Below are 24,886 nucleotides of genomic sequence, written 5' to 3'. Positions count from 1 at the left end.
TCGATCTCGAACGGCCGGTACCGTGAAGCATCATGAATGCGCCGCGCACTCTTCTCGTCAAGATCTTCGGCAAGGACCGACCGGGGGTGACGGCGAGCCTTTTCGATGTCCTGGCCGGCCACACCGTCGAGGTCGTCGACGTCGAGCAGACCGTCACTCGGGGCCGGCTCACGCTGTGCGTCCTGATCACCACGCCGACCGACGAGGGCCGACTGCGGGCCGGTGTGCACCGCTGGGCGGACGGGGAGCGCCTGGAGGCGGAGATCCTGTCCGGCGTCGGCGACAACCGCCCGCGCGGCGAGGGCCGCTCGCACGTCACCGTGCTCGGCCACCCGCTGGAGCCGGACGCGTTCGCCGGGATAGCGCACCGGATCGCGAACGCCGGCGCCAACATCGACCGGATCTTCCGACTCGCCAAGTATCCGGTGACCGCCATCGAGCTCCAGGTCTCCGGCGTGGAAACCGACAAGTTGCGGCTCGAACTGGCCATCGAGGCGGCCGAGCGCGGGGTGGACGTCGCGGTCCAGCCGTCGGGGCTGCGGCGCCGGGCCAAGCGGCTGATCGTGATGGACGTCGACTCGACCCTGATCCAGGGCGAGGTGATCGAACTGCTCGCCGAGCACGCGGGCTGTCTGGACGAGGTGGCCGAGGTCACCTCCGCCGCGATGCGCGGCGAGCTGGACTTCGCCGAGTCGCTGCGGGCCCGGGTGGCGCTGCTCGCGGGGCTGGACGAGAACGCCATCGACCGGGTGCGCGAGCAGGTCGTCCTCACGCGCGGGGCGCGCACGCTGGTGCGGACGCTGAAGCGGCTCGGCTACAAGGTCGGCATCGTCTCGGGCGGATTCACCCAGGTCACCGACGCGCTGGTGGACAAGCTGGGGCTGGACTACAGCGCGGCGAACACCCTCGAGGTGGTCGACGGCAAACTCACCGGGCGGGTGGTCGGCGAGATCGTCGACCGGGCGGGCAAGGCACGGCTGTTGCGCGGCTTCGCGGCGGACGCCGGGGTGCCGTTGACGGCCACCGTCGCGATCGGTGACGGGGCGAACGACCTGGACATGCTCAATGCCGCGGGGCTCGGGGTGGCGTTCAACGCGAAGCCGGTGGTTCGGGAGGCCGCGGACACGGCGGTCAATGTGCCGTTTCTGGACACCGTGTTGTTCCTGCTCGGGGTCACGCGGGACGAGATCGAGGCGGCCGACGCGGCCGACGCATAGCGCCGTGCGGCCGACCGGGTCGGGTCGACCGCGTACCTGGGTCTTCCCGAGCCGGGGTGGGCCGTCCTCAAACGCCGGACGGGCTGAAAAGCTTGTCCTCAGACGCCGGACGGGCTGGATGTGCCGGAGCGGCTCAGGGGTCCGGAGCGGCTTGCGGGGCCGGACCGTTACGGGCGCCGGAGCGGCTTTGGCTGCCAGACCGGTTGGGGGCGCCGGAGCGGTCTTGCGGGCCGGGCCGCTGGGGGTGCCGGAGCGGTTTTGGAGGCCAGAGCGGCTTTGAAGGCCGGACTGCTGGGGGTGCCGGAGCGGCTCTCGGGGCCGGACCGGCTGGGGGCCGGTCCGGCGGTTTGGGGCAGCGGTGCGGTCAGCCGGCCGGGGTGGTGAATCTGGTCAGGTGGGCCGAGCGTTCCTGGAGGTCGGACCACGGGGTGTGCAGGCTGAGTACGGCCACCGCCGAGGTCGGGTACTTCTCCCGCAGCCGCACGAGCGTGTCGTCCTCACCGCTGCCGGCCAACGCGTTGACCAGCGTGGCCACTCCAGGGTTGTGCCCGATCAGCAGCAGCGTGTCGACCTCGTCGGGGGTCTCCTGCACGAGGTACAGGAGCGCCTGCGCGCTCGCCTCGTAGACCCGCTCGTCGTAGACGGTGTGCGGCTTGTGGTCGTAGACCTTGCCGACCAGCCGCCAGGTCTCGCGGGTGCGCACCGCCGGGGAGCACACCACCAGGTCCGGGGTGATGCCGCCGGCGAGCAGCCGGTGCCCGGTCTCGGCGGCGTCCTTGCGGCCGCGTTCGGCGAGGGGTCGCTCGTGGTCCGGCCCGTCGGGCCACTCGGCCTTCGCGTGCCTCATCACCACAAGATTGCGCTGTCGGTGGGATGCCATGGGTTCAGCCTCTCAGACATCGGCCGTTGTGCACTGCGGGTCGGTGCTTCCGTTCTCCGCGCCGGCCGAATCGGACGGCCGGCGCCGACACGCACGACGGGTCGGGACCGAGTATCCGGTCCCGACCCGTGCTATCCGCGGAGGTGGCGGGCGGTCAGCCGGCCGGCGGGCGGGGGATCCGCCGCGAGGAGGACACGCTCTCGTCGTATCCGGTCCCCGGGTACACCGGCTCGTAGCCGGGCGCCGGGTAGCCGTTCGCCGAGGCGTAGGCCGGAACCGGCTCGCCGGCCGGGGCCGGCACGTCGACCGCCTCGTCGCCGTGGTCCATCTGCGGCAGCCAGTTCAGCCAGCGCGGCAGGTACCAGTTGTGGTCGCCGAGCAGGCTCATCACGGCCGGCAGCAGCAGACCGCGGATGATCGTGGCGTCGAGCAGGACCGCGACCGCGAGGCCGACACCGAACTGCTTCATCGACTGCATCGACAGGGTGCCGAAGACCGCGAACACCGCGACCATGATCGTCGCCGCGCTGGTCACCACACCGGCGGTGGTGCGAATCCCGTGCGACACGGCTTCCTTGGTGTTCATGCCCTTGTCGTAGGCCTCACGGATCCGGGAGACCACGAACACGTGGTAGTCCATCGACAGGCCGAACAGGATCACGAACAGGAACATCGGGATCCAGGAGACGACCGCCCCCGGTGCGTCGGTGCCGATCAGGAAGTCGCCGTAGCCGTGCTGGAAGACCAGCGTCATCACACCGTACGCCGCGCCCACCGACAGCAGGTTGAGCACGATCGCGGTGGCCGCGATGGCGATCGAGCGGAACGACACCAGCATGAGCAGGAACGCGAAGCCGAGCACGAAGGCGAAGATCGGCAGCCGGGCCGCGCCGAGCTTGTCGTTGAAGTCCTTGTTGCCCGCGGTGTTGCCGGTGACCGGGGCGTCCTGGACGTTGTCGACCTTGTTCAGGGTCTCCGGCACGACCTTGTCCCGCAGCGTGGCCAGGGCGTCGTTGCTGGTCTTGTCGAGGCCGCCGCCGGCGAGCGGTACGGAGATCTTGAAGATGTTCGTGGTGCCCTGGCGCTCGACCTCGATCGGCTCGTGCATCTTGCCGGAGGCCACCGCGGCGCGGCGGAAGTCGTCCCAGGCCGCGGCCAGCTTCGGGTCGTCCGGGTTCTTGGTCTTGACCACGACCTGGGCGGGCGCCGGCCCGCCGGGGAAGGCCTTCTCGATGTGCTGGTAGGTCTGCACGATGGACAGGTCGGTGGGCAGTTCCTTGTCGAGCGGCAGCTGGGCGGTCTTCATGCCCACCACCGGGATGGTCAGCGCGATCAACAGACCGCCGGCAAGCACCGCGGTGGCCCGGGGACGGGTGAGGACCACGCCCAGGATCTTGCCCCAGACCTTGCTGCCGCCGGTGGGACGACGCATCTTGGCCAGCCCGGGGATCTTGCCGAAGTCCACCTTGTCGCCGAGCATCGACAGCAGCGCGGGCAGCACGGTGAGCGAACCGAGCACCGCGGTGAGCACGACCAGGATGGTCGCGGAGGCCATCGACTCGAACTCGCTCAGACCGGAGAGCAACATGCCGGCCATCGCGACGATCACGGTGATGCCGGAGATGAGCACCGACCGGCCGGAGGTGGCGGCGGCGATCCGCAGCGCGGTCTCGGGGTCGCGGCCCTTGGCCCGCTCCTCCCGCTCCCGGCGCAGGTAGAACATGCAGTAGTCGACGCCGACGGCCAGGCCGATCAGCAACATCACCGACTGCGCGTTGTCGCCCACCGGCATCAGGTGGCTGCTCAGCGCGAGCAGGCCGCCCGCGGCGATGAACGCGGTGAGCGCGAGGGCCACCGGCAGCAGGGCGGCGACCACGGCGCCGAACGCGACGAGCAGGATGCCGAGCGCGAGCGGGACGGCGGTCCATTCGGCGCGGGTGAAGTCCTTGGCGATGGTGTCCTTGAACCACTTGTCGCCGCTGGCGTCACCGAACTGCTCGATGGCCACGTCCGGGTGCGCGCCGCGGGCCGCGGCCACCGCGTCCAGGACCGGCTGGATGTTGTCGACGGCCTTCTCGCTGTCCCCGGCCATGTCGAACTGGATCAGCGCCGAGTGCTTGTCGGACGAGATGCCGCCCTGTCCGGCGTACGGAGAGCGCATGTGCTGGGTGGCGGGGCCCTTGTCCTTGATCTGCGTGGCGTTGACGCGGTTGATCACGTCCTCCACCGCCGCGCGGAACTTCGCGTCCTGAGCGACGAGTTTGTCGCTGCGCACCAGGATCATCTCGCCGGCGGGCTCACTGATGCCCGCGTCGTCGATGATGCGTGCCGCGCGGCCCGACTCCCCCACCCCGCGCTCGGCGTCGGTGATCTTGTCCGTCCCGCTCATACCGCCGATCACCACGGCGAGGACCACGAACAGCAGCCACCCGAATACCGCCGTTTTCCGATGCTGTGCACTCCAGCCACCGATCGAGGCGGCCAAATTGCGCCTGGATGCCATGGTCCCCGCTCCTATGTTCTCCGCTGCCGAAGGTTTTCCTCGACACGGAAACGCTATTGGCGGGGGACCGGGGCCCACATCCTGCGGACCGGTGTTTCGGGTGGGGGGGCAGACACCCCTGCGTAGTAGGGCTGGCCCCACCCCTGAGAAGGAGGGAGTTGGTGATCACTCGGGGCATACCGGGATACGTGTAAGGGGAACGTTCCCCGGACGCCCCTGTGACCTGCGGCGATGGCAAAACGATCTTCCGAGGAAGGCATCACTCGTGTGGGGGGCCTACACGTGTGCACAACGCCCGGGCAGCCGGCCGGAGTTCCCGATACGGGCAGGCGAACGCGTGAGCGGCCGGCTCCGGGGCGGACGCCGAGCCGGGTGCCGGCCCACGCGTACCGAGGCAGGTGGCGAACCGGGTACCGGGCTCACCCTCCGCCGGCCCGCCGGCGCCGGTCTGCGAAACTCGTCCGCATGGCTGCTACATCCGGCGAATCCTCGAAGGCGCGGTACGAGCGGGCGATGGCGGCCCGCAGGGCCCGCGAGGAGCGCACGCACGCGGAGGAAGTCGCGCGGTCCGACGCGCGCAACGAGATCCTGGCCCGCAAGGCCGCCGAGTCCGGCGACGACGGGATCCGGCAGACGGTGCTGGCACCACCGGACCCGAACAAGTCCTCCGCCAGACAACTGGGCGGCATCCTGGGCATCATGCTGCTGATCACGGTCCTGATCGGCATCGCGGCGACGATCGCCGCCGCGACCGGTTGAGCGCGGTCCTCCGCCCACCCGCCGGGCCGTGACGTTCGCGATCGGAGTCGCGGCGCCCGCCGCCGGCGTATGCCGTCGGCGTGCCCATGCGGCCCCGCGGCCCACAACAAATGCCACAGCCCGACCCCCCGGCCTGGTCGGCCGGGTGATCGGGCTGTGGACGCGTCGGCTGCTCCTCCGAGGCCGCCACGCGTCGGCGCGTCGGCGCCCATGACGGATCGTCGACCGTGCAAGGGACCGCGCGAAGCGCGGCTACGCGCCGATCGCGTGCAGGCCGCCGTCGACGTGGATGACCTCGCCCGTGGTCTTCGGGAACCAGTCGGACAGCAGCGCGCACACGCCCCGCGCGGCCGGGTCCGAGTCGCGCAGGTCCCAGCCCAGCGGGGCCTTCTCGTTCCAGACGCCCTCGAACTTCTCGAAGCCCGGGATGCTGTTCGCGGCCATCGTCTTGACCGGGCCCGAGGAGATCAGGTTGACCCGGATGTTCTTCTCGCCCAGGTACTTGGCCAGGTAGCGCGAGGTCGACTCGAGCGCGGCCTTGGCCACACCCATCCAGTCGTAGCCCGGCCACGCCACCTGCGCGTCGAAGTCGAGGCCGACCACCGAGCCGCCGCGCCCCTTGTTCGCCTCCAGGAGCGGCAGACAGGCCATCGTCAGCGACTTCAGCGAGTACGCCGAGACCTCCACCGCGGTGGCCACGTCGGGCCACTCGGTGTTGAGGAAGTTGCCGCCGAGGGCGTCCTTCGGGCCGAACGCGATCGAGTGCACGACGCCGTCCAGGGCCGGCACGTGCGCGCGTACGTTGTCCGCGAGTGCCGCGAGGTGTTCGGCGTTCGTCACGTCCAGTTCGATCACCGGGGCCGGCTTCGGCAGCCGGTTCGCGATGCGGTTGACCAGCGAGAGGCGGCCGAATCCGGTCAGTACGACCTCGGCGCCCTCCTCCTGGGCCCGCTTGGCGACGTGGAAGCCGAGGGAGGCGTCGGTGATGACGCCGGTGACGAGAATGCGCTTGCCCGCAAGCAGGTCGCCCATGAGTTCAGTGCCCCATTCCAAGTCCGCCGTCCACAGGGATGACGGCTCCGGTGATGTACGACGCGGCGTCGGAGGTGAGGAACCGGACCACGCCGGCCACCTCGTCCACGTCGGCGTAGCGCGCCAGCGGGATCTCCTTGAGGATCTGCGCCTTGCGCTCCTCGCCCAGCACCTCGGTCATCGCGGTGTCCACGAAGCCCGGCGCCACCACGTTCGCGGTGATGTTGCGCGAGCCCAGTTCGCGGGCGATCGAACGGGCGAAGCCGACCAGACCGGCCTTGGAGGCCGCGTAGTTGGCCTGCCCCGGCGAACCGGACAGCCCGACCACCGACGAGATCAGCACGATGCGTCCCTTGCGGGCCCGCAACATGCCCTTGCTCGCCCGCTTGACCACGCGGAACGTGCCGGTGAGGTTGGTGTCGACGACGCTGGTGAAGTCCTCCTCGCTCATCCGGAGCAGGAGCGTGTCCCGGGTGATGCCGGCGTTGGCGATCAGCACCTCGACCGGGCCGTGCGCGGCCTCGACCTCCTTGAACGCCTGCTCGACCTGCTCGCCGTCGGTGATGTCGCACCGCACGCCGAGCAGCCCCTCCGGGGGCTCGCCGGAGCGATACGTGATCGCGACCTTGTCGCCGTCGGCGGCGAAGGCCCGGGCGATGGCCAGGCCGATGCCCCGGTTTCCTCCCGTGACCAGTACGGACCGGCTCAACGGATCACTCCTCTGTTCTGGGATGTTCCGGGGTGTCCCCGAATATCGCCGACTGTTCCCCGACCGTCCCCGGCCGTGCTCACGCACGCCCGGGTGCCGCCCGGGCAGACCTCGACTCGCGTCACGATGACGCTATCGGGCTACCCCGGGGTAAGGGGAATCCGGTCCGGGACAGCGTCCCCGAATGGTTCCTTGTGGGAACCCCACAAGACCGACGGAAAACGGAACGACCCCCTCCACCCTTCGGGCACCGGCGGAATCCGGCCGGCCTGCCTCCGGCATGTTTCGTTCCGGTTGCCCGGGCGCAAGACCCGTCCGAGCACACGACCGGTCCTTCCGGGAGACCGGAATGCCGGCGACGGCGTGTCTGGTTGACTGAACGACGCGAGCCGACAGGCCGAACGTATGGAGGAATGGGTGCCCAACGAGATCGATCCGACGTTCCTCGCCTATCCCCTTCGGGAGCTGGCCGCCGCGGCCCTGTCCCGAGCCGGGGAACTGGGCGCCGAACACGCGGACTTCCGCTTCGAGCGCGTACGAGACGCGTCCTTCCGGCTGCGCGACGGGCGGACCGACTCGTCCGTGGACACCACCGACGTGGGCTTCGCGGTCCGGGTCGTGCACGACGGGGCGTGGGGCTTCGCGGCGGGTGTGGATCTGACTCCCGAGGCGGCGGCGTACGTCGCCGAGCAGGCCGTCGCGGTCGCGCGCGTGTCCCGCTCGGTGAGCGAGGCGGCCGGCGCGGGCGAGACGGTGGCGCTGGCGGAGGAGCCGGTACACGCCGACGAGACGTGGATCTCGGCGTACCGGATCAACCCGTTCGACGTGCCCGAGGCCGAGCGGATCGCCCTGTTGGCCCGGTGGAGCCGCGAACTGCTGGCCGCCGACGGCGTGGACCACGTGGACGCCACCTGCATGGTGGTCCAGGAGAACAAGTTCTACGCCGACTCGGCCGGCACCACGACCACGCAGCAGCGGGTGCGGATACACCCCCAGCTGACCGTGATCGCGGTGGACCGCGAGTCCGGCGCCTACGAGACGATGCGCACCATCGCGCCGCCGGTCGGTCGGGGCTGGGAGTACGTCAAGAGTGTGGGCTGGGACTGGGACGAGGAGCTGGCGTCGCTGCCGGGCCTGCTCGCCGAGCGGGTCAAGGCGCCGAGCGTCGAGGCCGGCGAGTACGACCTGGTGATCGACCCGAGCAACCTGTGGCTGACCATCCACGAGTCGATCGGGCACGCCACCGAGTTGGACCGCGCGCTCGGCTACGAGGCCGCCTACGCGGGCACCTCGTTCGCCACCTTCGACCAGCTGAACAAGCTCCGGTACGGCTCACCGGTGATGCACGTCACCGGCGACCGCACCGTGCAACACGGCCTGGCCACCATCGGCTTCGACGACGAGGGTGTGGCCACGCAGAGCTGGGACCTGGTCACCGGCGGCGTGCTGACCGGCTATCAGCTGGACCGGCGGATGGCGCTGATGCAGGGGTTGGGCCGCTCCAACGGCTGCGCCTTCGCCGACTCCCCCGGGCACGTCCCGGTGCAGCGCATGGCCAACGTCTCGCTGCAACCGGGCGCGGACGACCTGTCCACCGCCGAGCTGATCGGCCGGGTGCACCGCGGCCTGTACATCGTCGGCGACAAGTCGTGGTCGATCGACATGCAGCGCTACAACTTCCAGTTCACCGGCCAGCGGGCCTACCTGATCGAGGACGGCCGGATCGTCGGGCAGGTCAAGGACTTCGCCTACCAGGCCACCACGACCGACTTCTGGGGCTCGATGGAGGCGGTCGGCGGACCCGGTACCTACGTCCTCGGCGGCGCCTTCAACTGCGGCAAGGCGCAGCCCGGGCAGGTCGCGGCGGTCAGCCACGGGTGTCCGTCGGCGCTGTTCCGCGGCGTGAAGGTCCTCAACACGGTTCAGGAGGCGGGTCGATGAGCGGCGGGCAGACCGTGGTGACGCGGCCGGACGAGACGGTCGAGCGGGCGTTGGCGCTGTCGAAGGCGGACGGCTGCGTGGTGATCGCCGAGGAGACCTCGGCGGCGAACCTGCGCTGGGCGGGCAACGCGCTGACCACCAACGGCGAGACGCGGGGTCGGCGGGTGACCGTGGTGGCCACGGTCGCGGGCACCGAGGGCACCGCGTCCGGGACGGTCTCGCGCAGCGGCGTGACGGTGGATCGGCTGGAGGGCCTGGTACGGGCCGCGGAGGCGGCGGCCCGTGAAGCCGGTCCGGCCGAGGACGCGAGACCGCTCCTGGGGGCCTCGGGCGGCCCGGACGACGGCTTCGCCGAGGCGCCGGCGCAGACGTCCATCGGCGTGTTCGCGGACTTCGCGCCGGAGCTGGGCGCCGCGTTCGGCCGGGCCCGGGAGGCGGACCGGCTGCTGTACGGCTTCGCCTCGCACCAGCTGACCTCCAGCTATGTGGGCACCTCCGCCGGGCTGCGGCGCCGGCACGACCAGCCCACCGGGCACGTCGAGTTGAACGCCAAGTCGGGCGACCTGACCCGGTCCGCGTGGGGCGGCACGCCGACGCGCGACTTCCGGGACGTGGACCTGGCGGCGCTGGACGCGGACCTCGCCGAGCGGCTGTCCTGGGCGACCCGCACGATCGACCTGCCCGCGGGCCGCTACGAGACCCTGCTGCCGCCGTCGGCGGTCGCGGACCTGATGGTCTACATGTACTGGCAGGGCGGCGCCCGGGACGCGCACGAGGGCCGTACGGTCTTCAGCAAGCCGGGTGGCGGCACGCGGGTCGGCGACCGGCTCACCGAGCTGCCGCTGACCCTGTACAGCGACCCGAACCACCCGGGTCTGGAGAGCGCGCCGTTCACCATCGCGCACGCGTCGAGCGACACGGCGTCGGTGTTCGACAACGGGCTGCCGCTGGAGCGTACGAACTGGGTCACCGACGGCGTGCTCACCGCGCTGTCGACCAACCGGCACACCGCCGAGCTGACCGGGCTCGCGGTCGCGCCGGAGATCGACAACCTGATCCTGGACGCGCCGGCGGGCGGGCCGACGTTGGCGGAGATGGTCGCGTCGACCGAGCGCGGGCTGCTGCTGACGTGCCTCTGGTATATCCGCGAGGTGGATCCGCAGACGCTGCTGCTCACGGGGTTGACCCGGGACGGGGTGTACCTGGTGGAGGGTGGCGAGGTGGTCGGGGCGGTGAACAACTTCCGATTCAACGAGTCGCCGGTGGACGTGTTGGGGCGGGCCGTCGAGGCGGGGCGGACCGAGCGTACGTATCCGCGCGAGTGGGGTGACTGGTTCACGCGGGCGGCGATGCCGGCCCTGCGGGTGCGGGACTTCAACATGTCGTCGCCGAGTCGGGCGCAGTAGCGGGTCGGGGCGGGCCGGCCTGCGGCCCGCCTTGTCCTCGAGCGCCGGACGGGCTGAGGGGTTTCGGGCTCCCCGAGCGCCGGAGGCCGCCGTTGGGCGGTGGCCTCCGGCCGGGTGTCCTCAAACGCCGGACGGGCTGCTTGTTCGGTGCCCCCCGTGCCGAGGCTGCGGTTCGGCGTGGCCTGCGGCCCGCTGTCCTCGAGCGCCGGATCGGCTGATTGTTCGGTGCCCCGAGGGGGCGGGGCTGTGGTTCGGCGTCCCGCGTTGGTCGGCTCGCGGGAAAATCGGTGTGCCCTCGTGCGGCTTCGTGATTTTGTTGGGGTTCATCATGAACATCGTCAAGATTTCGAAGTATCTCTCCCGGCATCTGCGGCATCAGCCCGAGCGGCTCGGGATCGTCCTGGACGAGGCCGGGTGGGTCGAGGTGGATGTGTTGCTCGCGGCCTGCGCCGCGCACGGGGTGGCGTTGTCGCGCGCGCAGCTCGAACGTGTGGTCGCGGAGAACGACAAGCGGCGGTTCGCATTCTCCGCCGACGGGACCCGGATCCGGGCCAGTCAGGGCCACACCGTCGCGGTGGACCTGGGGCTGGTCGAGGCGGTGCCGCCCGCCGTGCTCTTCCACGGGACGAACGCCCGGAGTGCGACCGCGATTTCGGTCGAGGGGCTGCGGCCGATGGAGCGGCACGACGTGCACCTGTCCGTCGACGTGGAGACGGCGCGCCGGGTGGGCGCGCGGCGCGGTCGGCCGGTGGTGTTCGCGGTGCGGGCCGAGCGCATGGTCGCCGACGGGCATACGTTCCGCCGCTCGGACAACGGCGTCTGGCTGGTCCCGGCGGTGCCGCCGGAGTACCTGGACCGGCGCGACTGACCGTACCCGGCACATCCCCCACTCGGGTCAGCTCACGGCAAAGCTCCCGCCCCCGGTCTCGGTGCGGGGCACACGCGGGCGTACCGTGAGGATGCGGACGAGTGTGTGGTCACATGGGCGGAGACGGTGGGACCGTGAAAAACACCAAGGGCGCGGTATTCCAGATCAGTGGTGCGCGCAAGGGACTGACCGAGGACGTCGCCGGGCGCCAACGCCGGTATGTCATCTCGATGTCGATCCGCACCGTGTGCTTCGTGGCGGCGGTGTTCACCCCGTCGCCGTGGCGGTGGATATTGGTCGCCGGCGCGCTGTTCCTGCCCTATATCGCGGTGGTGCTGGCCAACGCGGGTCGCGAACCCACCTCGAACGCGCCGGTGCAGGCGCAGTTCGTACCGCCGCTGCCACCCAAGGCGCTGGAGCCGCCGCCCGGCGCGGTGCTCACGAGCGCCGAGCGGGAGACGTTGCACACACACTCCGAGGACTCGTGGACGACGACCGTCGGTACCCCGCCGGCGGCCGGCGCGGAACCGACCGACCTTTTGTCGCACACGGATTCGGATACGCACGGTGACCCCGAGGGTGCCGATCGGGGCCACATCGGTGACCCGAAGGGTGCCCCTTCGCACAGCGTCAAAAATTAGCGGCAAGCGCTACGCGGGTTGGTGCTTCAACCGCCGGCCGGACGTGCCATACTTCGAAACGTGCTCCGTATCCCCCGTCGGAGCGACCGACGCGATGCCGGGCGGCTCCCCCCGTGGCTGCCCGGCATCGCCCGTGTCCGGGGTCTTTCGCCGGTCCGCAGGTGGATCCGCAGGGCGATACCGCACCAGCCTGTTGCTTACTGAGAGCAGCGCTCCGGTTGGCGCCTGACACAGGGTCAGTTCCTCGGAACGGGCACCGCGCCGGAGTGAACGGCCTCGTCTGCGACACTGGTGGGCATGTTTCCCACCCCCGCCGATCCCGGTCGACCGATCTGTTCGGCGAAGGGTTGCCGCGCCGACGCCCGGTGGGTTCTGGCCTGGAACAACCCCAAGCTGCATACCCCGGAACGGCGCAAGACGTGGCTCGCGTGCGACGAGCACCGTGAGCATTTGGCCCAGTTTCTGGGGATTCGCGGATTCCTCAAGGACACGGTGGCGTTCGCCGATTGGCACGAGCCCGAGTCCCCGGGCGAATCGGCGTCCGAGCGGTCCTGAGAGGCGTCGCGCGAGAGCGCGTCGGCGTCCGACGACGCCGGCGGGTCAGCCGCCGATAGCGGACATGGGGCGGTCGGGCTGGAGGAACTCCGGGTCGTCGATTCCCGCGCCGGCCTTCTTCGTCCACATCGCGGCGCGCCAGCGGTCGGCGATCTCCGCGTCGTCCGCACCGCCGCGCAGCGCCGCGCGCAGATCGGACTCCTCGCGCGCGAACAGGCAATTGCGGATCTGCCCGTCGGCGGTCAGCCGGGTCCGGTCGCACGCCTCGCAGAACGGGCGGGTGACCGAGCCGATCACGCCCACCGTGCCCGGGCCGCCGTCCACGAGCCAGCGCTCGGCGGGGTCGCTGCCGCGCCCGAACTCGGGGTCGAGCCGGAAGGCGGCGCGCAGCGCGGTCAGGATCTCCCCGGCGGTGATCATCTCCGAGCGCTGCCAGCCGTGCTGCGCGTCCAGCGGCATCTGCTCGATGAAGCGCAGTTCGTAGCCGCGCTCCAGACACCACGCCAGCAGCGCGGCGGCCTCGTCGTCGTTCACCCCGCGCATCAGCACGGTGTTGACCTTGACCGGGCCGAGCCCGGCGTCGACCGCGGCGGCCAACCCGGCCACCACGTCGGCGTGCCGGTCGCGGCGGGTCATCGCCTTGAAGCGGGCCGGATCGAGGGTGTCCAGGGAGACGTTGACCCGGTCCAGGCCGACCTCGCGCAACGTGGGCGCCAGGCGGGCCAGGCCGATCCCGTTGGTGGTGACGGACAACGTCGGGCGCGGCTCCAGGGCGGCGGCCGCACGGACGATGTCGACCAGCTCGCGGCGCAGCAGCGGCTCGCCGCCGGTGAAGCGGACCTCGCGCACACCGAGCATGGTCACCGCGATCCGTACCAGGCGGGAGATCTCCTCGCCGGTCAGCAGCTCGGGTTTGGCCAGCCAGTCCAGCCCCTCTTCGGGCATGCAGTACGTGCACCGCAGGTTGCAGCGGTCGGTCAGCGACACCCGCAGGTCGGTCGCCATGCGACCGAAACCGTCGACGAGTCCTCCGGTGCGGTGGTGCGTGCTCACCTTCGACCCCTCTCCTCCGTGCGGTCGGTCCCTTGCGGCAAGCTTCCCAGGTTACGCGGGTTGCTCCGACCGGTGCTCCCCAGGCTACGAGCCGAACGCCGGAACGGTTGCAGTGGTGTATCCCACACGGGTCGGGACAACCGTGGCTCGCTCGGCGCGCGTGATCCGCGAGAGGATCCAGGCTCACTACGAGGAGGCTTCACCAGTGAGACACGCAGCGGGCAGCGGAGAACCACAGCCCGACGAAGGGGGCACACCCGACGGAGCGCACTTCCTGGACACCTCGTGGGAACAGCACAGTTCGGGCTCGGGGCACGCGGCCGGTCCACCCGGATCGCAGCCGCCCGGCGCACCCGGCATACCCGGTACGCCGGGCAGGTTCGACGCGGAGACCACGCCGGTTCCGGCCGACTGGTACACGCGTGAGCAGCCGCCCGTCGGTTCGGCCGCGCCGGTCGCCGAGCCGCCCCGACCGGTTCCCGCCGACGCGCCTGCGCCGACGCGGCGCCGGCGCGGCAAGCTGGTGGCCTGGAGCCTGGCGGGCGCGCTGATCCTCGGCGGGGCCGGGGCCGGCGCGGTGTTGTTCCTCGGCGGTGGCGACGACGACAAGAAGGACCGGGCGGACTCGGTGGGCGCGCAGGTGACGCCGAACCCCGAGCAGGCCCCGAACACCCAGACGGCTCCCACGAACGCACCCTCCACCGGCTCCTCGTCGAGCACGTCGGCGACGACCAAGCCGCCGAAATCGACCGCTTCGAGCACCGCCAAGCCGCCCGCCAACGACAAGGACGCGCCCAAGGACCCGAAGGCGCTCACCCCGGCCGCGTACGCCGCGTGGCAAAAGATCGACAAGGCGATGGCGGCCGAGGGCATCAAGCTGAACCTGAACTCCGGCAAACGCGGCTGGGCGCACCAGCAAAAGCTCCTGGACGACAAGATCGCCGAGGTCGGCTCGCGCGAGGCGGCGCTGCACTGGGTGCTGCCGCCGGAGAAGTCGATGCACGTCCGGGGCGTCGCGGTGGACATCTACCCGGCCAACGCCCAGGCCTGGCTCCAGGCCAAGGGCAGCAAGTACGGCTGGTGCCGGATGTACGACAACGAGGAATGGCACTTCGAGTACAACGCCTCGTACACCAACGGCTGCCCGGCCCGCCTCCCCAGCGCCCTCGACGCCGACTGACCCCCACCCGAACCCACGCGCGCGGAAGCCGACCGGCTTCCGCGCGCGTCGCGTTTGCGGCGCGGCGTGTCAGGCGTCGAAGTCGTATTCCAGGATGGACGAGCCGGCGTCCATCACCATGCTGTTGACCTCGACGACCCGGCGATCGGCGGCAAAGGCCGTCCGACACACCGGCACCACCGGCACCCCGGCGGCGAGCCCGAGTTGTTCCGCCTCGGCCCTGGTTGGCATCCGGGCACGCACCTGCTCCTGGAAGTGGGCCGGCGCCGCACCGGGTTCGGCCAGTCGCGCACAGGTCCCGCCGGGCCCGGTGTCGGTGTGCGTGATCGCCGAACCTGCGACCAGCTCGGCCCGCTCGGGTCGCAACTGCGCTCGCCGAGCCGGCGCCGAAGGGCGTTGACGGCGATCCGGGCTCACGGTTTGTACGGCAGGGACGGTACGTCGAAGCAGTTCGTGGTCATGTCCGGCACCTGGGCGATCCAGCCGCCCGGGGCGCCGTCCTGCCAGCGGGCCACGTCGAAGCAGGTGCGGGTGGGTGCGGCGACGCGGTCGACCGGTTCGGCCTTGAAGTCGACCGGGATCAGCAGGCCGTGCGCGTCGTAGCCCTCGGGGCGGTTGACGAAGCCCTCGACGCAGGCCCGGGTCACCTTGGCGCCGCACGAGGCGATCGCGTCGGTGAGCCACATCGCCGAGGCCCAGCCCTCCAGTTCCCACTGGGAGAGCTTGTCCTCGCGGTCGGGGAAGTACTTCTTCATCGCGGCCCGGAACTCGGCCACCGCGGGCTGCCCGGTGTCCGTGTAGCCCCGGCTGTTGCCGGTCGCGTAGATGCTGTTGCGGCAGGTCGGGGACGCCTTGAAGTCCTCGCCGACGCGGGCGTTCCAGTTCTGCACGTTGGTCACCTTGGCGGTCACCCGCAGGTCGCTGCCGTCCATCGCCTTGCACAGTTCGACGTTGCCGCGCGTGTCCACCGCGTCGAAGACGATGTCGACGCCCTTGCTGCGCATGTCCACCACCGCGGCGGCGAAGTTCGGCAGCGCGAAGTCGACCTGCTTCTCGACGACCGTGTAGCCCTCGGAGCGCAGCCCGTCGGCGACGGTCTGCGCGTAGCGCGCGGAGTCGGCCTGGTTGTACGACACCACGGCGGCGGTGCGGGCGCCGAGTTTCTCCTTGAAGTAGCGGTAGACCTCGGTGCTCGCGTACAGCCGGCCGTCCCAGCCCACCTTGCCGTCGCGTGGCGCGCGCGATCCGTAGATCGAGTACAGGTGCGGGTACGTCTCGTACGCGGTCCCGATCGGCTGCCCGCCGACGTCGGGCACGCCCTTGTCGCTGACGTACTGGGCGGCGTTGTAGCTGTAGATGCTGTTGCCCGCGAAGGCGAACACCTTGTCGTCCTCGACCAGTCGGCGGGCGCAGCGCTGGTTGGCCACGCCGTAGCCGTTGTCGTCGCAGGCGGACACCTTCACCCGGCGCCCGTTCACCCCGCCGCGGTCGTTGAGCGCCTTGAAATAGGCCTGGGCGCCGTACATCGGCCCGGAGAACGTCTCGTTGCCGAGCACCCCTTGGACGGTGTCGATCATGCCCACGGTGATCTCCGTGGGCGTGACGCCCACGTCGGACGCGGTGTTGGTGTTCGGCACCGCGGCGGCGGACGCGGGTGCCGGAGCACGATCCTCGCGGAAGTCGCGCTCCGGCAGCCGCGAACCGCACCCGGTCAGCGCGGCGACCGCGCACAACACGCCGGACAGCACCAGGGCCACCGAGGCGCACGGCATGCGCCGTCCGTGGATACGACGATGCATGCGTGCTCCTCGGTGACCCGGGGTCGGCGGGGAACCCGCCCGTGCGGAGTGGGGCGTCAGGCCGTCGGGCAACCCGGGGCGACGGTGCCCGGCTTGAGCGCGCCGACCAGCGTGCAGACGGTGCCCAGGCTGACCTTCCAGGTACCGTCCTGCTTGACCGCCTTGCCGTTCTGGCCGGGCAGCGCCGGGGTGCCGGCGAGCAGGATGTCGAACGTGACGTCCGCGGTGTCGCCGTTGATCTTGACCGCGGTGGTCTTGGAGGTGACCGACTTGGCCAGCGGGTCGTTGGCGAGCGTCTCGACGAGCGCGCCCATCTTGTCCGCGTTCTCCAAAACCGCCTTGCGCGCGTCGAGCGGCTGGGCGTTGTCGAACAGCTTGTCCCAGTTGTCGGCGACCTTCTTCTCCTCGCCGGTCAACGTGGTCGAGCCGCCGCCGGTCGAGGGGGCGCCGCTGCTGCCGCCCGCGGTGGCGGGCGACGAGGCGGTGGCCGGCGGAGTCGCGGCGCTGGTCTGGCCACCCGCCGCCGGCGCGCTCGCCGACTGGGACGCCTTGGCGTCCTTCTTGTCGTCCTTGTCGTCGTCGCTGCTACACCCGGACATCACCAGCACCGCCACCAGCGGCAGGGCCAGCAGCGCACGGCGCGCGCCCTTGCGCCGACCCGCACCGGTGCCGTTCCGCTTGGCCCGCTCGTTGATCAAGTCCACGCTCACGTGCGTTCACCACCCGTTCCGCCGGTCGCCCGGCGTCCTGTTGCTGTTGATGTAGCCAGGTAGTACCTGGGTTACCGGCAAGTCATGTTGCCATGCGCGACTCGGTATCCAATCGTGTTCCGGGCCGTATGACCAGATCCCGGCGAACTACGCTGAGGCACCGATACGCAATCGGGCGGACTCGACGGGTGGACCATATGGCAGGTTCGACGAACTCGGCAGGTTCCACGGGAAAGGCGAACTCCCTTGCCGAAAGACAGCGTACGGCCGCCGCGCCCCCGGCCATCGAGGGTTTGCGGCGGTTGGCGCGCACGCACGGCGGCTGGTTCGTCGGGTTGTGCGGGGCGCTGCTGTGCGCGGTGGGGTGGTACGGCGTGTCGGGTGAACGGTACGAGGCGCGCCAACTGCCCTACCTGGCCTCGGCCACCATTCCGGGCGCGGCGCTGATCGTCGCGGGCGCGGTACTCGTGGTGGGGACCCGGCGCGGGACGGCGGAGGCCGCCGCCGGGACGAGCGTGGAGAACGCGGAGTTGCGGCGGATGATGGGCCGGCTGTACGAGCTGCTGGTCGAGCCGGAGCCGACCGACGCGGCGGCCGAGGTGGGCGCCGGGGCGGCGTGGGTGACGGTTCCGGGCGGAGCGCGCTATCACCGGAGCGGGTGCTCGCTGGTGCGGGGCAAGAACGGGGTGACGCCGGTGGATGCGGCGGCGGTGCGGGATCGGGACCTGCGGCCGTGCCGGTTGTGCGATCCCGGCCCGGCGGCGGGTTCGAGCGCTCGCGGTGCGGCCGGTGGACGGTCGGACGGGGCCTTCGGGGGCGATGCCGGGACCGACGGGCCGAGCGCGCCCGGCGCCGACGGCTGAGCGCCGTGCTCACCGTCGAACTGGCGCTCGCCGGGCTGGGCGTGGGCGCGATCGCGGCGCTCGCGGCGGTCGGGATGATCACCTCCTACCGGGCCACCGGCGTGTTCAACCTGTCCTTCGGCGCACTCGCGATGATCGTGGCCTACCTCGTCTGGCAGCAGGTGCGCGTGTGGGGCTGGCCGCTGTGGGCGGCGGTACTGCTCGACGTGGGCGTGGTGGCGCCGGCGCTCGGCCTGGTCCTGGAGCGCTTCGTCTTTCGCGGTCTGCACCGCGAGGGGGCCGGTCCGGCCCGGATGCTGGTCGCCTCGCTGGGCGTGTTCGTGCTCCTGGTCGGCGTGGCCACGCTGGCCTGGGGCACCCAGGCCCGGCTCGATCCGCCCTCGATCGTGCCGACGGGCACGGTCGGCCTGCCCGGCGACACGTCGGTGGCCAAGGGGACGCTGGTCGAACTGGGCGTGGTGGCCGCGGTCGCCGTACTGGTCGCCGTCGTCACCCGGTTCACCCGCTTCGGTGTGCGGCTGCGCGCGGTGGTGGACCGACGGGCCCTGGCCGAGTTGTCCGGGGTGCCGGCCGATCGCGTCGCCGCGGCCGGGTGGGCCTTCGGGTCGATGCTGGCGGGGCTGACCGGCGTGTTGCTCGCGCCGCACCTGCGGCTGGATCCGTACGGCCTGACCCTGCTCGTCCTGGAGACGATCGGCGTCGCGGTGGTGGCCCGGCTGGCCAGTCTGCCGGTGGCGATCCTGGCGGCGTTGGCGATCGGGGTGGGGCAGAGCGAGTTGTCCCGGCTCGAACCCGACTCGTGGGGACTTATCCAGGCGCTCCAGGCGAACCTGTTCGTGGTGGTGATGCTGGTCGCGCTCCTGGTACTGCCCCGCATGGTCGAGGTCGGCGGCCCCGACCCGGAACGCGCGGCCGGCGCCCGGATAGGGACCGGGCACGGGGAGAGCGCGCCGGTGGGCTGGTGGGTGCCGTTCGTCGCGGTCGCCGCGGCGCCGCTCGCGCTGGGCACGGAACATCTGCGGGTCGCGCAGCAGGTGCCGGCGATGGCGATCGTGTTCGTGTCGCTGGTGATGCTCACCGGATACGCCGGCCAGATCTCGCTCGGCCAGGCCGGCTTCGCCGGACTCGGCGCGTTGTTCGCGGCGCAGCTGACCGGGCGGGGCGTCCCGGCCCTGCTCGCGCTGCTCCTGGCCGCGCTCCTGGTGGTGCCGGTGGGCCTGCTGACCGGGTGGCCGGCGATCCGGCGGCGCGGGCTGACCCTGGCGCTGACCACCTTCGCGGTGGCCGCGGTGGTCAGCCGGTTCGTCTTCGCCCAGCCGCGCTTCACCACCGACCTCGCACTCGACCACCCGTGGCCGTTCGACGGGGAACGCTCCTTCTACGCCCTGGAGTTGGCCTGCCTCGTACTGGTGCTCCTTGTGGTCCGCCGGCTGCACGTGAGCCGGCTCGGGCGGATGCTGGTCGCGGTCCGCGACCACGAGCGCGGCGCGGCGGCGGCCGGCGTGGACGTCTCCTCGGCCAAGGTCTTCGTCTTCGCGGTCAGCGCCGGCGTGGCCGGGCTCGGCGGCGCGCTGCTCGGGATGGGCGGGCGCGCCTTCGACGCGGCGGCCTTCGACCCGGTGCTCGGCCTGGTCTGGTTCGCCGCGGTGGTGGTGTTCGGCGTGGACAGCGCGGCCGGCGCGGTGTTGGCCGCCGGCCTGGTGGTCGCCCTGGACGCGGCCGCCACGGCCGGCATGTCCACGATCGTGATCGGCGGCCTGGCGGTGCTGCTGTCCCGGATGCCCGGCGGCGTCCCGGCGACCCTCCTGCGCCTGGCCGCGGGGCCGGCGCCGGTGCCCGCGCCGCCGCCCCCGCCGGTCCGGCTCGGCCCGCTGGGGCGCACCCTGCGCGAGCGGGTGCGCGCGAGCCGGGCGGAGGTGGGCGGGTGAGCGCGCTGCGGGCCCAGGGGGTGGTTCGCCGGTTCGGCGGGCTGCGGGCCGTGGACGGGGTCGACCTGACCGTGCCGTCGGGCGTGGTGACGGCGGTGATCGGGCCGAACGGGGCGGGCAAGAGCACCCTGTTCGACTGCCTGGCGGGTGGGCGTGTCGATGCCGGGCGGGTGTACCTGGGCACGCGCGACGTGACCCGGCTGCCCGCGCACCGGCGGGCCCGGCTCGGGCTGGCCCGCACGTTCCAGGCGGTGTCGATCTTTCCCAGCCTGACGGTGGTGGACAACCTGCGGGTGGCCGCGGAGAACCGGTCCGGATCCTCCGCCCCGGCCCGCCTGCTCGGCCTGCCCGATCCCGCCCGAGGACGGACCGGGGACGCGGTGGAGGCGGCGCTCGACCGGCTCGCGCTCACCGAACACGCGTACACCCGGGCCGGCGAACTCCCGGCCGCGATACTGCGGATGGTCGAATTGGCGCGCGCGCTCGCGGCGTCCCCGTCGGTACTGCTCCTGGACGAGCCGGCCAGCGGACTCGACGACGCGCAGACCGAGCGGCTGCGCCGCGAACTGCGCGCGCTGGCCGCCGACGGCCTGGCGATCCTGCTGGTCGAACACGACATGGACCTGGTGTTCGGGGTGGCCGACACGGTGCACGTGATGGCCGCGGGCCGGATCGTCGCGGCCGGCACCCCGGACGAGATCCGGCGCGACGCGCGGGCCCGGGAGGTGTACCTCTGATGCCGATCACCCTGTCAGTCGGCGGACTTCGGGTCCGGCACGGCCCGGTCGAGGCGCTGCACGGCGTCGACCTGGACTTCCCCGCCGGCGCCGTCACCGCGCTGGTCGGCCGCAACGGCTCCGGTCGCAGCACGCTCCTCGACACGCTGGCCGGGCTGGTCCGGCCCACCGCCGGCACGATCACCTGGGACGGTGTGGACGTCACCGCCTGGCCCGCCGACCGCCGCGCCCGCGCCGGCCTGACCCTGATCCCCGAGCGGGGCGGGGTGTTCGCCGGCCTGAGCGTGGCCGACAACCTGCGCCTGTTCGCCGACGGCCGCGACGTGGCGCCGGCCCTGACCGCGTTCCCGGTGCTGGCCGATCGGCTGAGGCAGCGGGCCGGCACGCTCTCCGGCGGCGAGCAGCAGATGCTCGCGGTGAGCCGGGCCCTGCTCACCCCCGCCAGGCTCCTGCTCCTGGACGAACTCAGCCAGGGCCTGGCCCCCCGCGTGGCGGCCCACCTGTACGGCGTGGTGGCCGCCCTGGCCACGGCCGAGCGCACGGTGATCCTGGTCGAACAGCACACGGGCGAGGCCCTGCGCCGCGCCGAGGTCGTCTACGCCCTCAGCCGAGGCACCGTCACCTTCAGAGGCGACCCGACCGAATACGAGTCCCACCCGGACAGCGCCCGTCGCACGTAGGTCAACACCCGTCGGCGCGATACCAGGGCTCCGGCGTGTCGAGTGTGGTCCCCGGTGGATGGCCCAGGGGTGCGGCGGGGGTGGGGCCGGGGGTCTCGGGCACCGGGTAGGGCAGGGGCACCATGCCGAAGGGACGGCGGTGGTGTGGATCGGGGTTGGGGGCGATCAGGGCCGAACCTCGCACGGGGGCTGCCTTTCGCTGCGCCGGCCCCGAGGTCTTGCGCCCCGACGCCGCGCCCGTCGAATCACGTCGACGGACACGGCGTTCAACGACCGGGCGGGGACGGAGTGTCGCCGAATCACTCCGGCGGCCCCGCGCGGGGGCGGATTTCGGCCACGGTCGCAGGGCGTGCAGGCGTGCGGTTGTCGGTGGCGAGTGCCAGGGTCGCGCGTGGACTGCCGAGGGGAGATCGGTGCGTTGCCCGAGATCGAGCCACACCACGCGTACACGGTCGTGGTGATCAGAACCGACCACACCAACGACGCGGCGTGGACCGACGTGATGGCGGAGTTGGCGAAACCCTGGGGGCCGGCCGACGACAGGCCGGCGATCGTGCTGCTCGTCGACGATCCCGCCTGGGCGGACGCCGAGCCCGACGACATCGTGGCCGCAGCTCGACACGACGCGCACACGTTCGTGCTTTTCGTCGCCGACCCGCACACCATGGGGTGCGACGATCATGCGCTGCTCGCGCTCGACCCCCGATACGACGAGGAGGACCCGGACCCGATCGACATCGCGTCCCCGCGCGCGTTCCGGATCCTGCCGGCCGCCACGCACAACGTGCAGGCCAACCTCGCCGACGCGAACCTGTTCTTCGCGGAATTCGCCAGGGTCGCCCATGCCGACCCCGACGGCGTGCTGCGGTGCTGACGGTGGGCGTCGCGACCCGTCAGCGCGGCATCACCGTGCCCCGCAACACCACCGCGCGCGGGTCGGCCAACACGCCGACGTCGGCCCGTGGATCGGCCGAATACACCACCACGTCGGCCGACGCGCCCTCGGCGATCGCGTCCCGGCCGAGCCAGCGGCGGGCGGACCAGCACGCGGCGGACAGCGCGTCGCGCGCCGGGATGCCGGCCGCGACCAGCTCCGCGACCTCGTCGGCGACCAGGCCGTGCGGCAGCGAGCCGCCCGCGTCCGTGCCCACGAAGATCGGGATGCCCGCGTCGTAGGCGGCCCGCACCGTGGCATAGCGGTTGGCGTGCAGCGCGCGCATGTGCGCGGCGTAGGTCGGGAACTTGGCGCCCGCCTGGTCGGCGATCCCTGGGAAGGTGGCGATGTTGACCAGCGTCGGCACGATCGCCACGCCCCGCTCGGCGAACAGCGGGATCAGGTCCTCGGTCAACCCGGTGGCGTGTTCGATGCAGTCGATGCCCGCCTCCACCAGGTCCGGAAGCGAGTTCTCGGCGAAGCAGTGCGCGGTGACCCGGGCGCCCTCGGCGTGCGCGGCGGCGATCGCCGCCTGGAGCGCGTCCTTGGGCCACAGCGGCGCCAGGTCCCCGGTGTCCCGGTCGATCCAGTCTCCGACCAGCTTGACCCAGCCGTCGCCGCGCCGGGCCTCCTGGATCACGAACGCGGTCAGGTCACCCGGCTCGATCTCGTGCGCGTAGTTGCGGATGTAGCGCTTGGGCCGGGCCAGATGCCGCCCCGCGCGGATCAGCCGGGGCAGGTCCTCGCGGCCGTCGATCCAGCGGGTGTCGGCGGCCGAGCCCGCGTCGCGCAGCAGCAGCGCGCCCGCGTCCCGGTCGGTGATCGCCTGGCGCTCGGCGGTCGGCGCGTCGACCGCGCCGTGCGCGTCGATCCCGACATGGCAGTGCGCGTCGACCAGGCCGGGCAGTACCCACCCCTCCAACGTGGCGTCGACGGCGAGCGACGTCGGCCGCTCGAAGGTGATCCGCCCGCCGATCACCCACATCTCGTCACGGACATCCTCGGGGCCGACCAGAACGCGGCCCTTCACGTGCAGCACGGTCATGCCGAGACCCTACGACCTGCCCGCCCCCGACCCCACCTCCCCGAACACCCGACCCCGAACCCGAGGCTGTGGCTGAGGCCGAAGGCCCGCCCACGCACGGCTGATCCGGTTGTGCCGGCCGCACCCCGTGTCGAAGGCTCGTCCCCCATGAACACCGACAACGATCTCGACCGGGTGTGGCAGTGCCTGGAGACGGGTGACATCCCGGGCGCGATCCGCGGTTTGCGTGGCGTGGCGGCCACCGTCCCCCTCGGCGAACTGGCACGGGCGCTGGAGAAGGCGGCGCGACTGGCCGGCTTCGCCGACCTGGCCAAGGCGGCCGAGCAGGCCGTCGCACAACCGGCGAGCCCTGAACGTCTGTACGAACTCGGCTACGCGTGCGTCGAGCGCGGCATCGCGTTCGCCGCGATCCCCCCACTCGCCGAAGCGGTCCGCCGGGTGCCCGGCTCGGCGGGCGTGCGCAACGAGTTGGTGGCGGCGTACGAGGCGGAGGCACGCCACGGCGAGGCCGTCGCCCTCCTCGAAGCCCACGAGGCCGAGCTGCGTGCGTGGCCCGACCGCTACCTGCTGGTCTACAACTCGATCCTCGGCGGCGACCTCACCCGCGCCCGCCGACACGCGGCCGCCCTGCCGGCACCCGACGAGGACAGGTGGACCTGGGCGTACGGCCGGGTCAGCCGCATGCCGAACCGCGCCGACGCCGCTTCGCGGGCCGGTGCCCTCGACCATCTCGACCTGCGCGGTCGGCAGTTCGCGCTGACCGGCGGCGTACTGACCACGCTGTCCCCGTACGGCTTCACCGCCGGCATGACCGGCCGCTATGCGATGCACCAGGACGACCACACGTCCTGCCTGCACGGTCTGCGACGCCTGGTGCTCGTCCTCGAAGCGGCCGGCGTCGCGCCCACGACGGTGTCCCTCCTCGACGACCGGGGCGGCCGCATCATGGGCCTCGCCGCCGCGGACCTGCTGGGCGTGCCCACCGTGTCGTACACCCCCACCCGCCCGGACACCCTCGTCGTCGCGTACCGCCTGGAGGATCTCGCCCCCGAGGTGTGCGCGACGCTTCGCGAACGTGCCCCCGGGCAGGTGCTGTACGAGCACGCCACGTGCTGGACACAGCCGCCCGCGGTCTCCGCGGACGTCTCGGGACTGCTGCGCCAGTACGGCAACGCACCATGGGAGGAACAGCTGTTCGCCCGGCCGGACGGCGGCGTGGGGGACGGGGCCGACACCCGCCCCGAAGCGGACCACGCGGCCGAGGTGCTACGCGCCGGGCCGTATGACCACGCCGGCGACGACGACGCGCCGGCCGACCCCGACGAGGCGCTGGGCACGTTCACCCGAACCGTCGCCGGCACGTGGCTGTCGGGGACACGCGACCGGGTCGACTCGCCCGGTCCGGTGCGTAGTTCGCGGTTCGCCTAGGGCGGGGACGGCGGCGGC

The 24,886-nt window shown here is 72.0% G+C and carries 21 protein-coding genes and 2 pseudogenes; 14 read left to right on the top strand and 9 right to left on the bottom strand.

What is annotated here, in order from left to right; all coding sequences use genetic code 11:
- The first annotated feature begins 32 nt into the window (after positions 1 to 32).
- Complete coding sequence (gene serB, locus B4N89_RS23245) at positions 33 to 1,217, top strand: phosphoserine phosphatase SerB (protein WP_078977749.1); 1,185 nt, start codon at positions 33 to 35, stop codon at positions 1,215 to 1,217.
- A gap of 364 nt (positions 1,218 to 1,581) precedes the next feature.
- Here serB and B4N89_RS23240 read toward each other — a convergent pair whose 3' ends face one another.
- Positions 1,582 to 2,097 (bottom strand): SixA phosphatase family protein, encoded by a 516-nt coding sequence (locus B4N89_RS23240; protein ID WP_078977748.1) that lies wholly within the window; start codon positions 2,095 to 2,097, stop codon positions 1,582 to 1,584.
- 154 nt (positions 2,098 to 2,251) lie between these two features.
- A complete protein-coding gene (locus B4N89_RS23235; RefSeq protein WP_078977747.1) occupies positions 2,252 to 4,600 on the bottom strand; it encodes an MMPL family transporter in 2,349 nt (782 codons plus the stop codon).
- A 465-nt stretch (positions 4,601 to 5,065) separates the two neighbouring features.
- Between B4N89_RS23235 and B4N89_RS23230 the strand changes: the two genes are divergently transcribed.
- On the top strand, positions 5,066 to 5,359 hold the full coding sequence (locus B4N89_RS23230) for a hypothetical protein (RefSeq protein WP_143658058.1): 294 nt from the start codon (positions 5,066 to 5,068) through the stop codon (positions 5,357 to 5,359).
- A 252-nt stretch (positions 5,360 to 5,611) separates the two neighbouring features.
- Here the strand turns inward: B4N89_RS23230 and fabI are convergent, their stop codons facing one another.
- Both fabI and fabG read right to left on the bottom strand, forming a co-directional pair.
- Entirely contained in the window at positions 5,612 to 6,391 is a 780-nt protein-coding gene (fabI, locus tag B4N89_RS23225; RefSeq protein ID WP_078977745.1) for an enoyl-ACP reductase FabI, read from the bottom strand.
- Positions 6,392 to 6,395: 4 nt separating this feature from the next.
- The gene (gene fabG / locus B4N89_RS23220) at positions 6,396 to 7,100 is read right to left on the bottom strand and encodes a 3-oxoacyl-[acyl-carrier-protein] reductase (protein WP_078977744.1); all 705 of its coding nucleotides are present in this window, start codon (positions 7,098 to 7,100) and stop codon (positions 6,396 to 6,398) included.
- A gap of 417 nt (positions 7,101 to 7,517) precedes the next feature.
- Between fabG and B4N89_RS23215 the strand changes: the two genes are divergently transcribed.
- The 5 genes and pseudogenes from B4N89_RS23215 (at position 7,518) to B4N89_RS23195 (ending at position 12,511) form a co-directional block, all read left to right on the top strand.
- Positions 7,518 to 9,041 carry a TldD/PmbA family protein gene (locus tag B4N89_RS23215; RefSeq protein WP_078979565.1) on the top strand — a complete coding sequence of 508 codons (1,524 nt, stop codon included), beginning with the start codon at positions 7,518 to 7,520 and terminating at the stop codon, positions 9,039 to 9,041.
- On the top strand, positions 9,038 to 10,447 hold the full coding sequence (locus B4N89_RS23210) for a metallopeptidase TldD-related protein (RefSeq protein ID WP_078977743.1): 1,410 nt from the start codon (positions 9,038 to 9,040) through the stop codon (positions 10,445 to 10,447). The genes B4N89_RS23215 and B4N89_RS23210 overlap by 4 nt, the downstream gene beginning before the upstream one ends.
- A 328-nt stretch (positions 10,448 to 10,775) precedes the next feature.
- Entirely contained in the window at positions 10,776 to 11,315 is a 540-nt protein-coding gene (locus tag B4N89_RS23205) for an RNA 2'-phosphotransferase (protein WP_078979564.1), read from the top strand.
- 113 nt (positions 11,316 to 11,428) lie between these two features.
- Positions 11,429 to 11,734 (top strand): annotated as a pseudogene (locus B4N89_RS53395) (DUF3099 domain-containing protein); the annotation flags it as partial.
- 519 nt (positions 11,735 to 12,253) lie between these two features.
- On the top strand, positions 12,254 to 12,511 hold the full coding sequence (locus B4N89_RS23195) for a hypothetical protein (protein ID WP_078977741.1): 258 nt from the start codon (positions 12,254 to 12,256) through the stop codon (positions 12,509 to 12,511).
- Between the two features lie 45 nt (positions 12,512 to 12,556).
- On the opposite strand, the gene moaA is transcribed toward B4N89_RS23195, so the two are convergent.
- Positions 12,557 to 13,564: a GTP 3',8-cyclase MoaA gene (gene moaA / locus B4N89_RS23190; RefSeq protein ID WP_078977740.1), complete on the bottom strand. Its 1,008-nt coding sequence runs from the start codon at positions 13,562 to 13,564 to the stop codon at positions 12,557 to 12,559.
- Positions 13,565 to 13,769: 205 nt separating this feature from the next.
- On the opposite strand from moaA, the gene B4N89_RS23185 reads away from it, so the two are divergent.
- The gene (locus B4N89_RS23185) at positions 13,770 to 14,744 is read left to right on the top strand and encodes a D-alanyl-D-alanine carboxypeptidase family protein (protein WP_143658057.1); all 975 of its coding nucleotides are present in this window, start codon (positions 13,770 to 13,772) and stop codon (positions 14,742 to 14,744) included.
- 69 nt (positions 14,745 to 14,813) lie between these two features.
- Here the strand turns inward: B4N89_RS23185 and B4N89_RS51580 are convergent.
- The 3 genes and pseudogenes from B4N89_RS51580 to B4N89_RS49915 form a co-directional block, all read right to left on the bottom strand.
- Positions 14,814 to 15,089 (bottom strand): annotated as a pseudogene (locus tag B4N89_RS51580) (UTRA domain-containing protein); the annotation flags it as partial.
- 68 nt (positions 15,090 to 15,157) lie between these two features.
- Positions 15,158 to 16,543: an ABC transporter substrate-binding protein gene (locus B4N89_RS23175; RefSeq protein ID WP_235618738.1), complete on the bottom strand. Its 1,386-nt coding sequence runs from the start codon at positions 16,541 to 16,543 to the stop codon at positions 15,158 to 15,160.
- 56 nt (positions 16,544 to 16,599) lie between these two features.
- Positions 16,600 to 17,253: a hypothetical protein gene (locus tag B4N89_RS49915; protein WP_078977739.1), complete on the bottom strand. Its 654-nt coding sequence runs from the start codon at positions 17,251 to 17,253 to the stop codon at positions 16,600 to 16,602.
- 302 nt (positions 17,254 to 17,555) lie between these two features.
- Between B4N89_RS49915 and B4N89_RS23165 the strand changes: the two genes are divergently transcribed.
- The 5 genes from B4N89_RS23165 to B4N89_RS23150 all read left to right on the top strand — a co-directional run bounded on the left by B4N89_RS23165 (position 17,556) and on the right by B4N89_RS23150 (position 22,335).
- Entirely contained in the window at positions 17,556 to 18,116 is a 561-nt protein-coding gene (locus B4N89_RS23165) for a hypothetical protein (protein WP_235618737.1), read from the top strand.
- A gap of 5 nt (positions 18,117 to 18,121) precedes the next feature.
- The gene (locus tag B4N89_RS23160) at positions 18,122 to 20,044 is read left to right on the top strand and encodes an ABC transporter permease subunit (protein ID WP_101897150.1); all 1,923 of its coding nucleotides are present in this window, start codon (positions 18,122 to 18,124) and stop codon (positions 20,042 to 20,044) included.
- On the top strand, positions 20,041 to 20,781 hold the full coding sequence (locus tag B4N89_RS47830; protein WP_101897149.1) for an ABC transporter ATP-binding protein: 741 nt from the start codon (positions 20,041 to 20,043) through the stop codon (positions 20,779 to 20,781). Before B4N89_RS23160 ends, B4N89_RS47830 begins: the two co-directional genes overlap by 4 nt.
- The gene (locus tag B4N89_RS23155) at positions 20,781 to 21,461 is read left to right on the top strand and encodes an ABC transporter ATP-binding protein (RefSeq protein WP_078977738.1); all 681 of its coding nucleotides are present in this window, start codon (positions 20,781 to 20,783) and stop codon (positions 21,459 to 21,461) included. Before B4N89_RS47830 ends, B4N89_RS23155 begins: the two co-directional genes overlap by 1 nt.
- Positions 21,462 to 21,879: 418 nt before the next feature.
- Complete coding sequence (locus tag B4N89_RS23150) at positions 21,880 to 22,335, top strand: DUF6924 domain-containing protein (RefSeq protein WP_143658056.1); 456 nt, start codon at positions 21,880 to 21,882, stop codon at positions 22,333 to 22,335.
- A 19-nt stretch (positions 22,336 to 22,354) separates the two neighbouring features.
- Here B4N89_RS23150 and B4N89_RS23145 read toward each other — a convergent pair whose 3' ends face one another.
- Positions 22,355 to 23,440 (bottom strand): amidohydrolase family protein, encoded by a 1,086-nt coding sequence (locus B4N89_RS23145; protein WP_201260886.1) that lies wholly within the window; start codon positions 23,438 to 23,440, stop codon positions 22,355 to 22,357.
- Positions 23,441 to 23,587: 147 nt separating this feature from the next.
- On the opposite strand from B4N89_RS23145, the gene B4N89_RS23140 reads away from it, so the two are divergent.
- A complete protein-coding gene (locus tag B4N89_RS23140; protein WP_078977736.1) occupies positions 23,588 to 24,868 on the top strand; it encodes a hypothetical protein in 1,281 nt (426 codons plus the stop codon).
- Positions 24,869 to 24,886: the final 18 nt, after the last annotated feature.

Origin of the sequence: Embleya scabrispora (assembly GCF_002024165.1) — a bacterium.
GTDB classification, from domain to species: Bacteria; Actinomycetota; Actinomycetes; order Streptomycetales; family Streptomycetaceae; genus Embleya; species Embleya scabrispora_A.
This window is presented reverse-complemented; position numbering and strand designations above follow the sequence as displayed.

What these genes read in the sequence shown, in the direction of transcription:
- serB (WP_078977749.1), top strand. Translation starts at nt 33, where the DNA reads ATGAATGCGCCGCGCACTCTTCTCGTCAAGATCTTCGGCAAGGACCGA.
- B4N89_RS23240 (WP_078977748.1), bottom strand. Translation starts at nt 2,097, where the DNA reads ATGGCATCCCACCGACAGCGCAATCTTGTGGTGATGAGGCACGCGAAG.
- B4N89_RS23235 (WP_078977747.1), bottom strand. Translation starts at nt 4,600, where the DNA reads ATGGCATCCAGGCGCAATTTGGCCGCCTCGATCGGTGGCTGGAGTGCA.
- B4N89_RS23230 (WP_143658058.1), top strand. Translation starts at nt 5,066, where the DNA reads ATGGCTGCTACATCCGGCGAATCCTCGAAGGCGCGGTACGAGCGGGCG.
- fabI (WP_078977745.1), bottom strand. Translation starts at nt 6,391, where the DNA reads ATGGGCGACCTGCTTGCGGGCAAGCGCATTCTCGTCACCGGCGTCATC.
- B4N89_RS23210 (WP_078977743.1), top strand. Translation starts at nt 9,038, where the DNA reads ATGAGCGGCGGGCAGACCGTGGTGACGCGGCCGGACGAGACGGTCGAG.
- B4N89_RS23205 (WP_078979564.1), top strand. Translation starts at nt 10,776, where the DNA reads ATGAACATCGTCAAGATTTCGAAGTATCTCTCCCGGCATCTGCGGCAT.
- B4N89_RS23195 (WP_078977741.1), top strand. Translation starts at nt 12,254, where the DNA reads ATGTTTCCCACCCCCGCCGATCCCGGTCGACCGATCTGTTCGGCGAAG.
- B4N89_RS23175 (WP_235618738.1), bottom strand. Translation starts at nt 16,543, where the DNA reads ATGCATCGTCGTATCCACGGACGGCGCATGCCGTGCGCCTCGGTGGCC.
- B4N89_RS23155 (WP_078977738.1), top strand. Translation starts at nt 20,781, where the DNA reads ATGCCGATCACCCTGTCAGTCGGCGGACTTCGGGTCCGGCACGGCCCG.
- B4N89_RS23145 (WP_201260886.1), bottom strand. Translation starts at nt 23,440, where the DNA reads ATGACCGTGCTGCACGTGAAGGGCCGCGTTCTGGTCGGCCCCGAGGAT.
- B4N89_RS23140 (WP_078977736.1), top strand. Translation starts at nt 23,588, where the DNA reads ATGAACACCGACAACGATCTCGACCGGGTGTGGCAGTGCCTGGAGACG.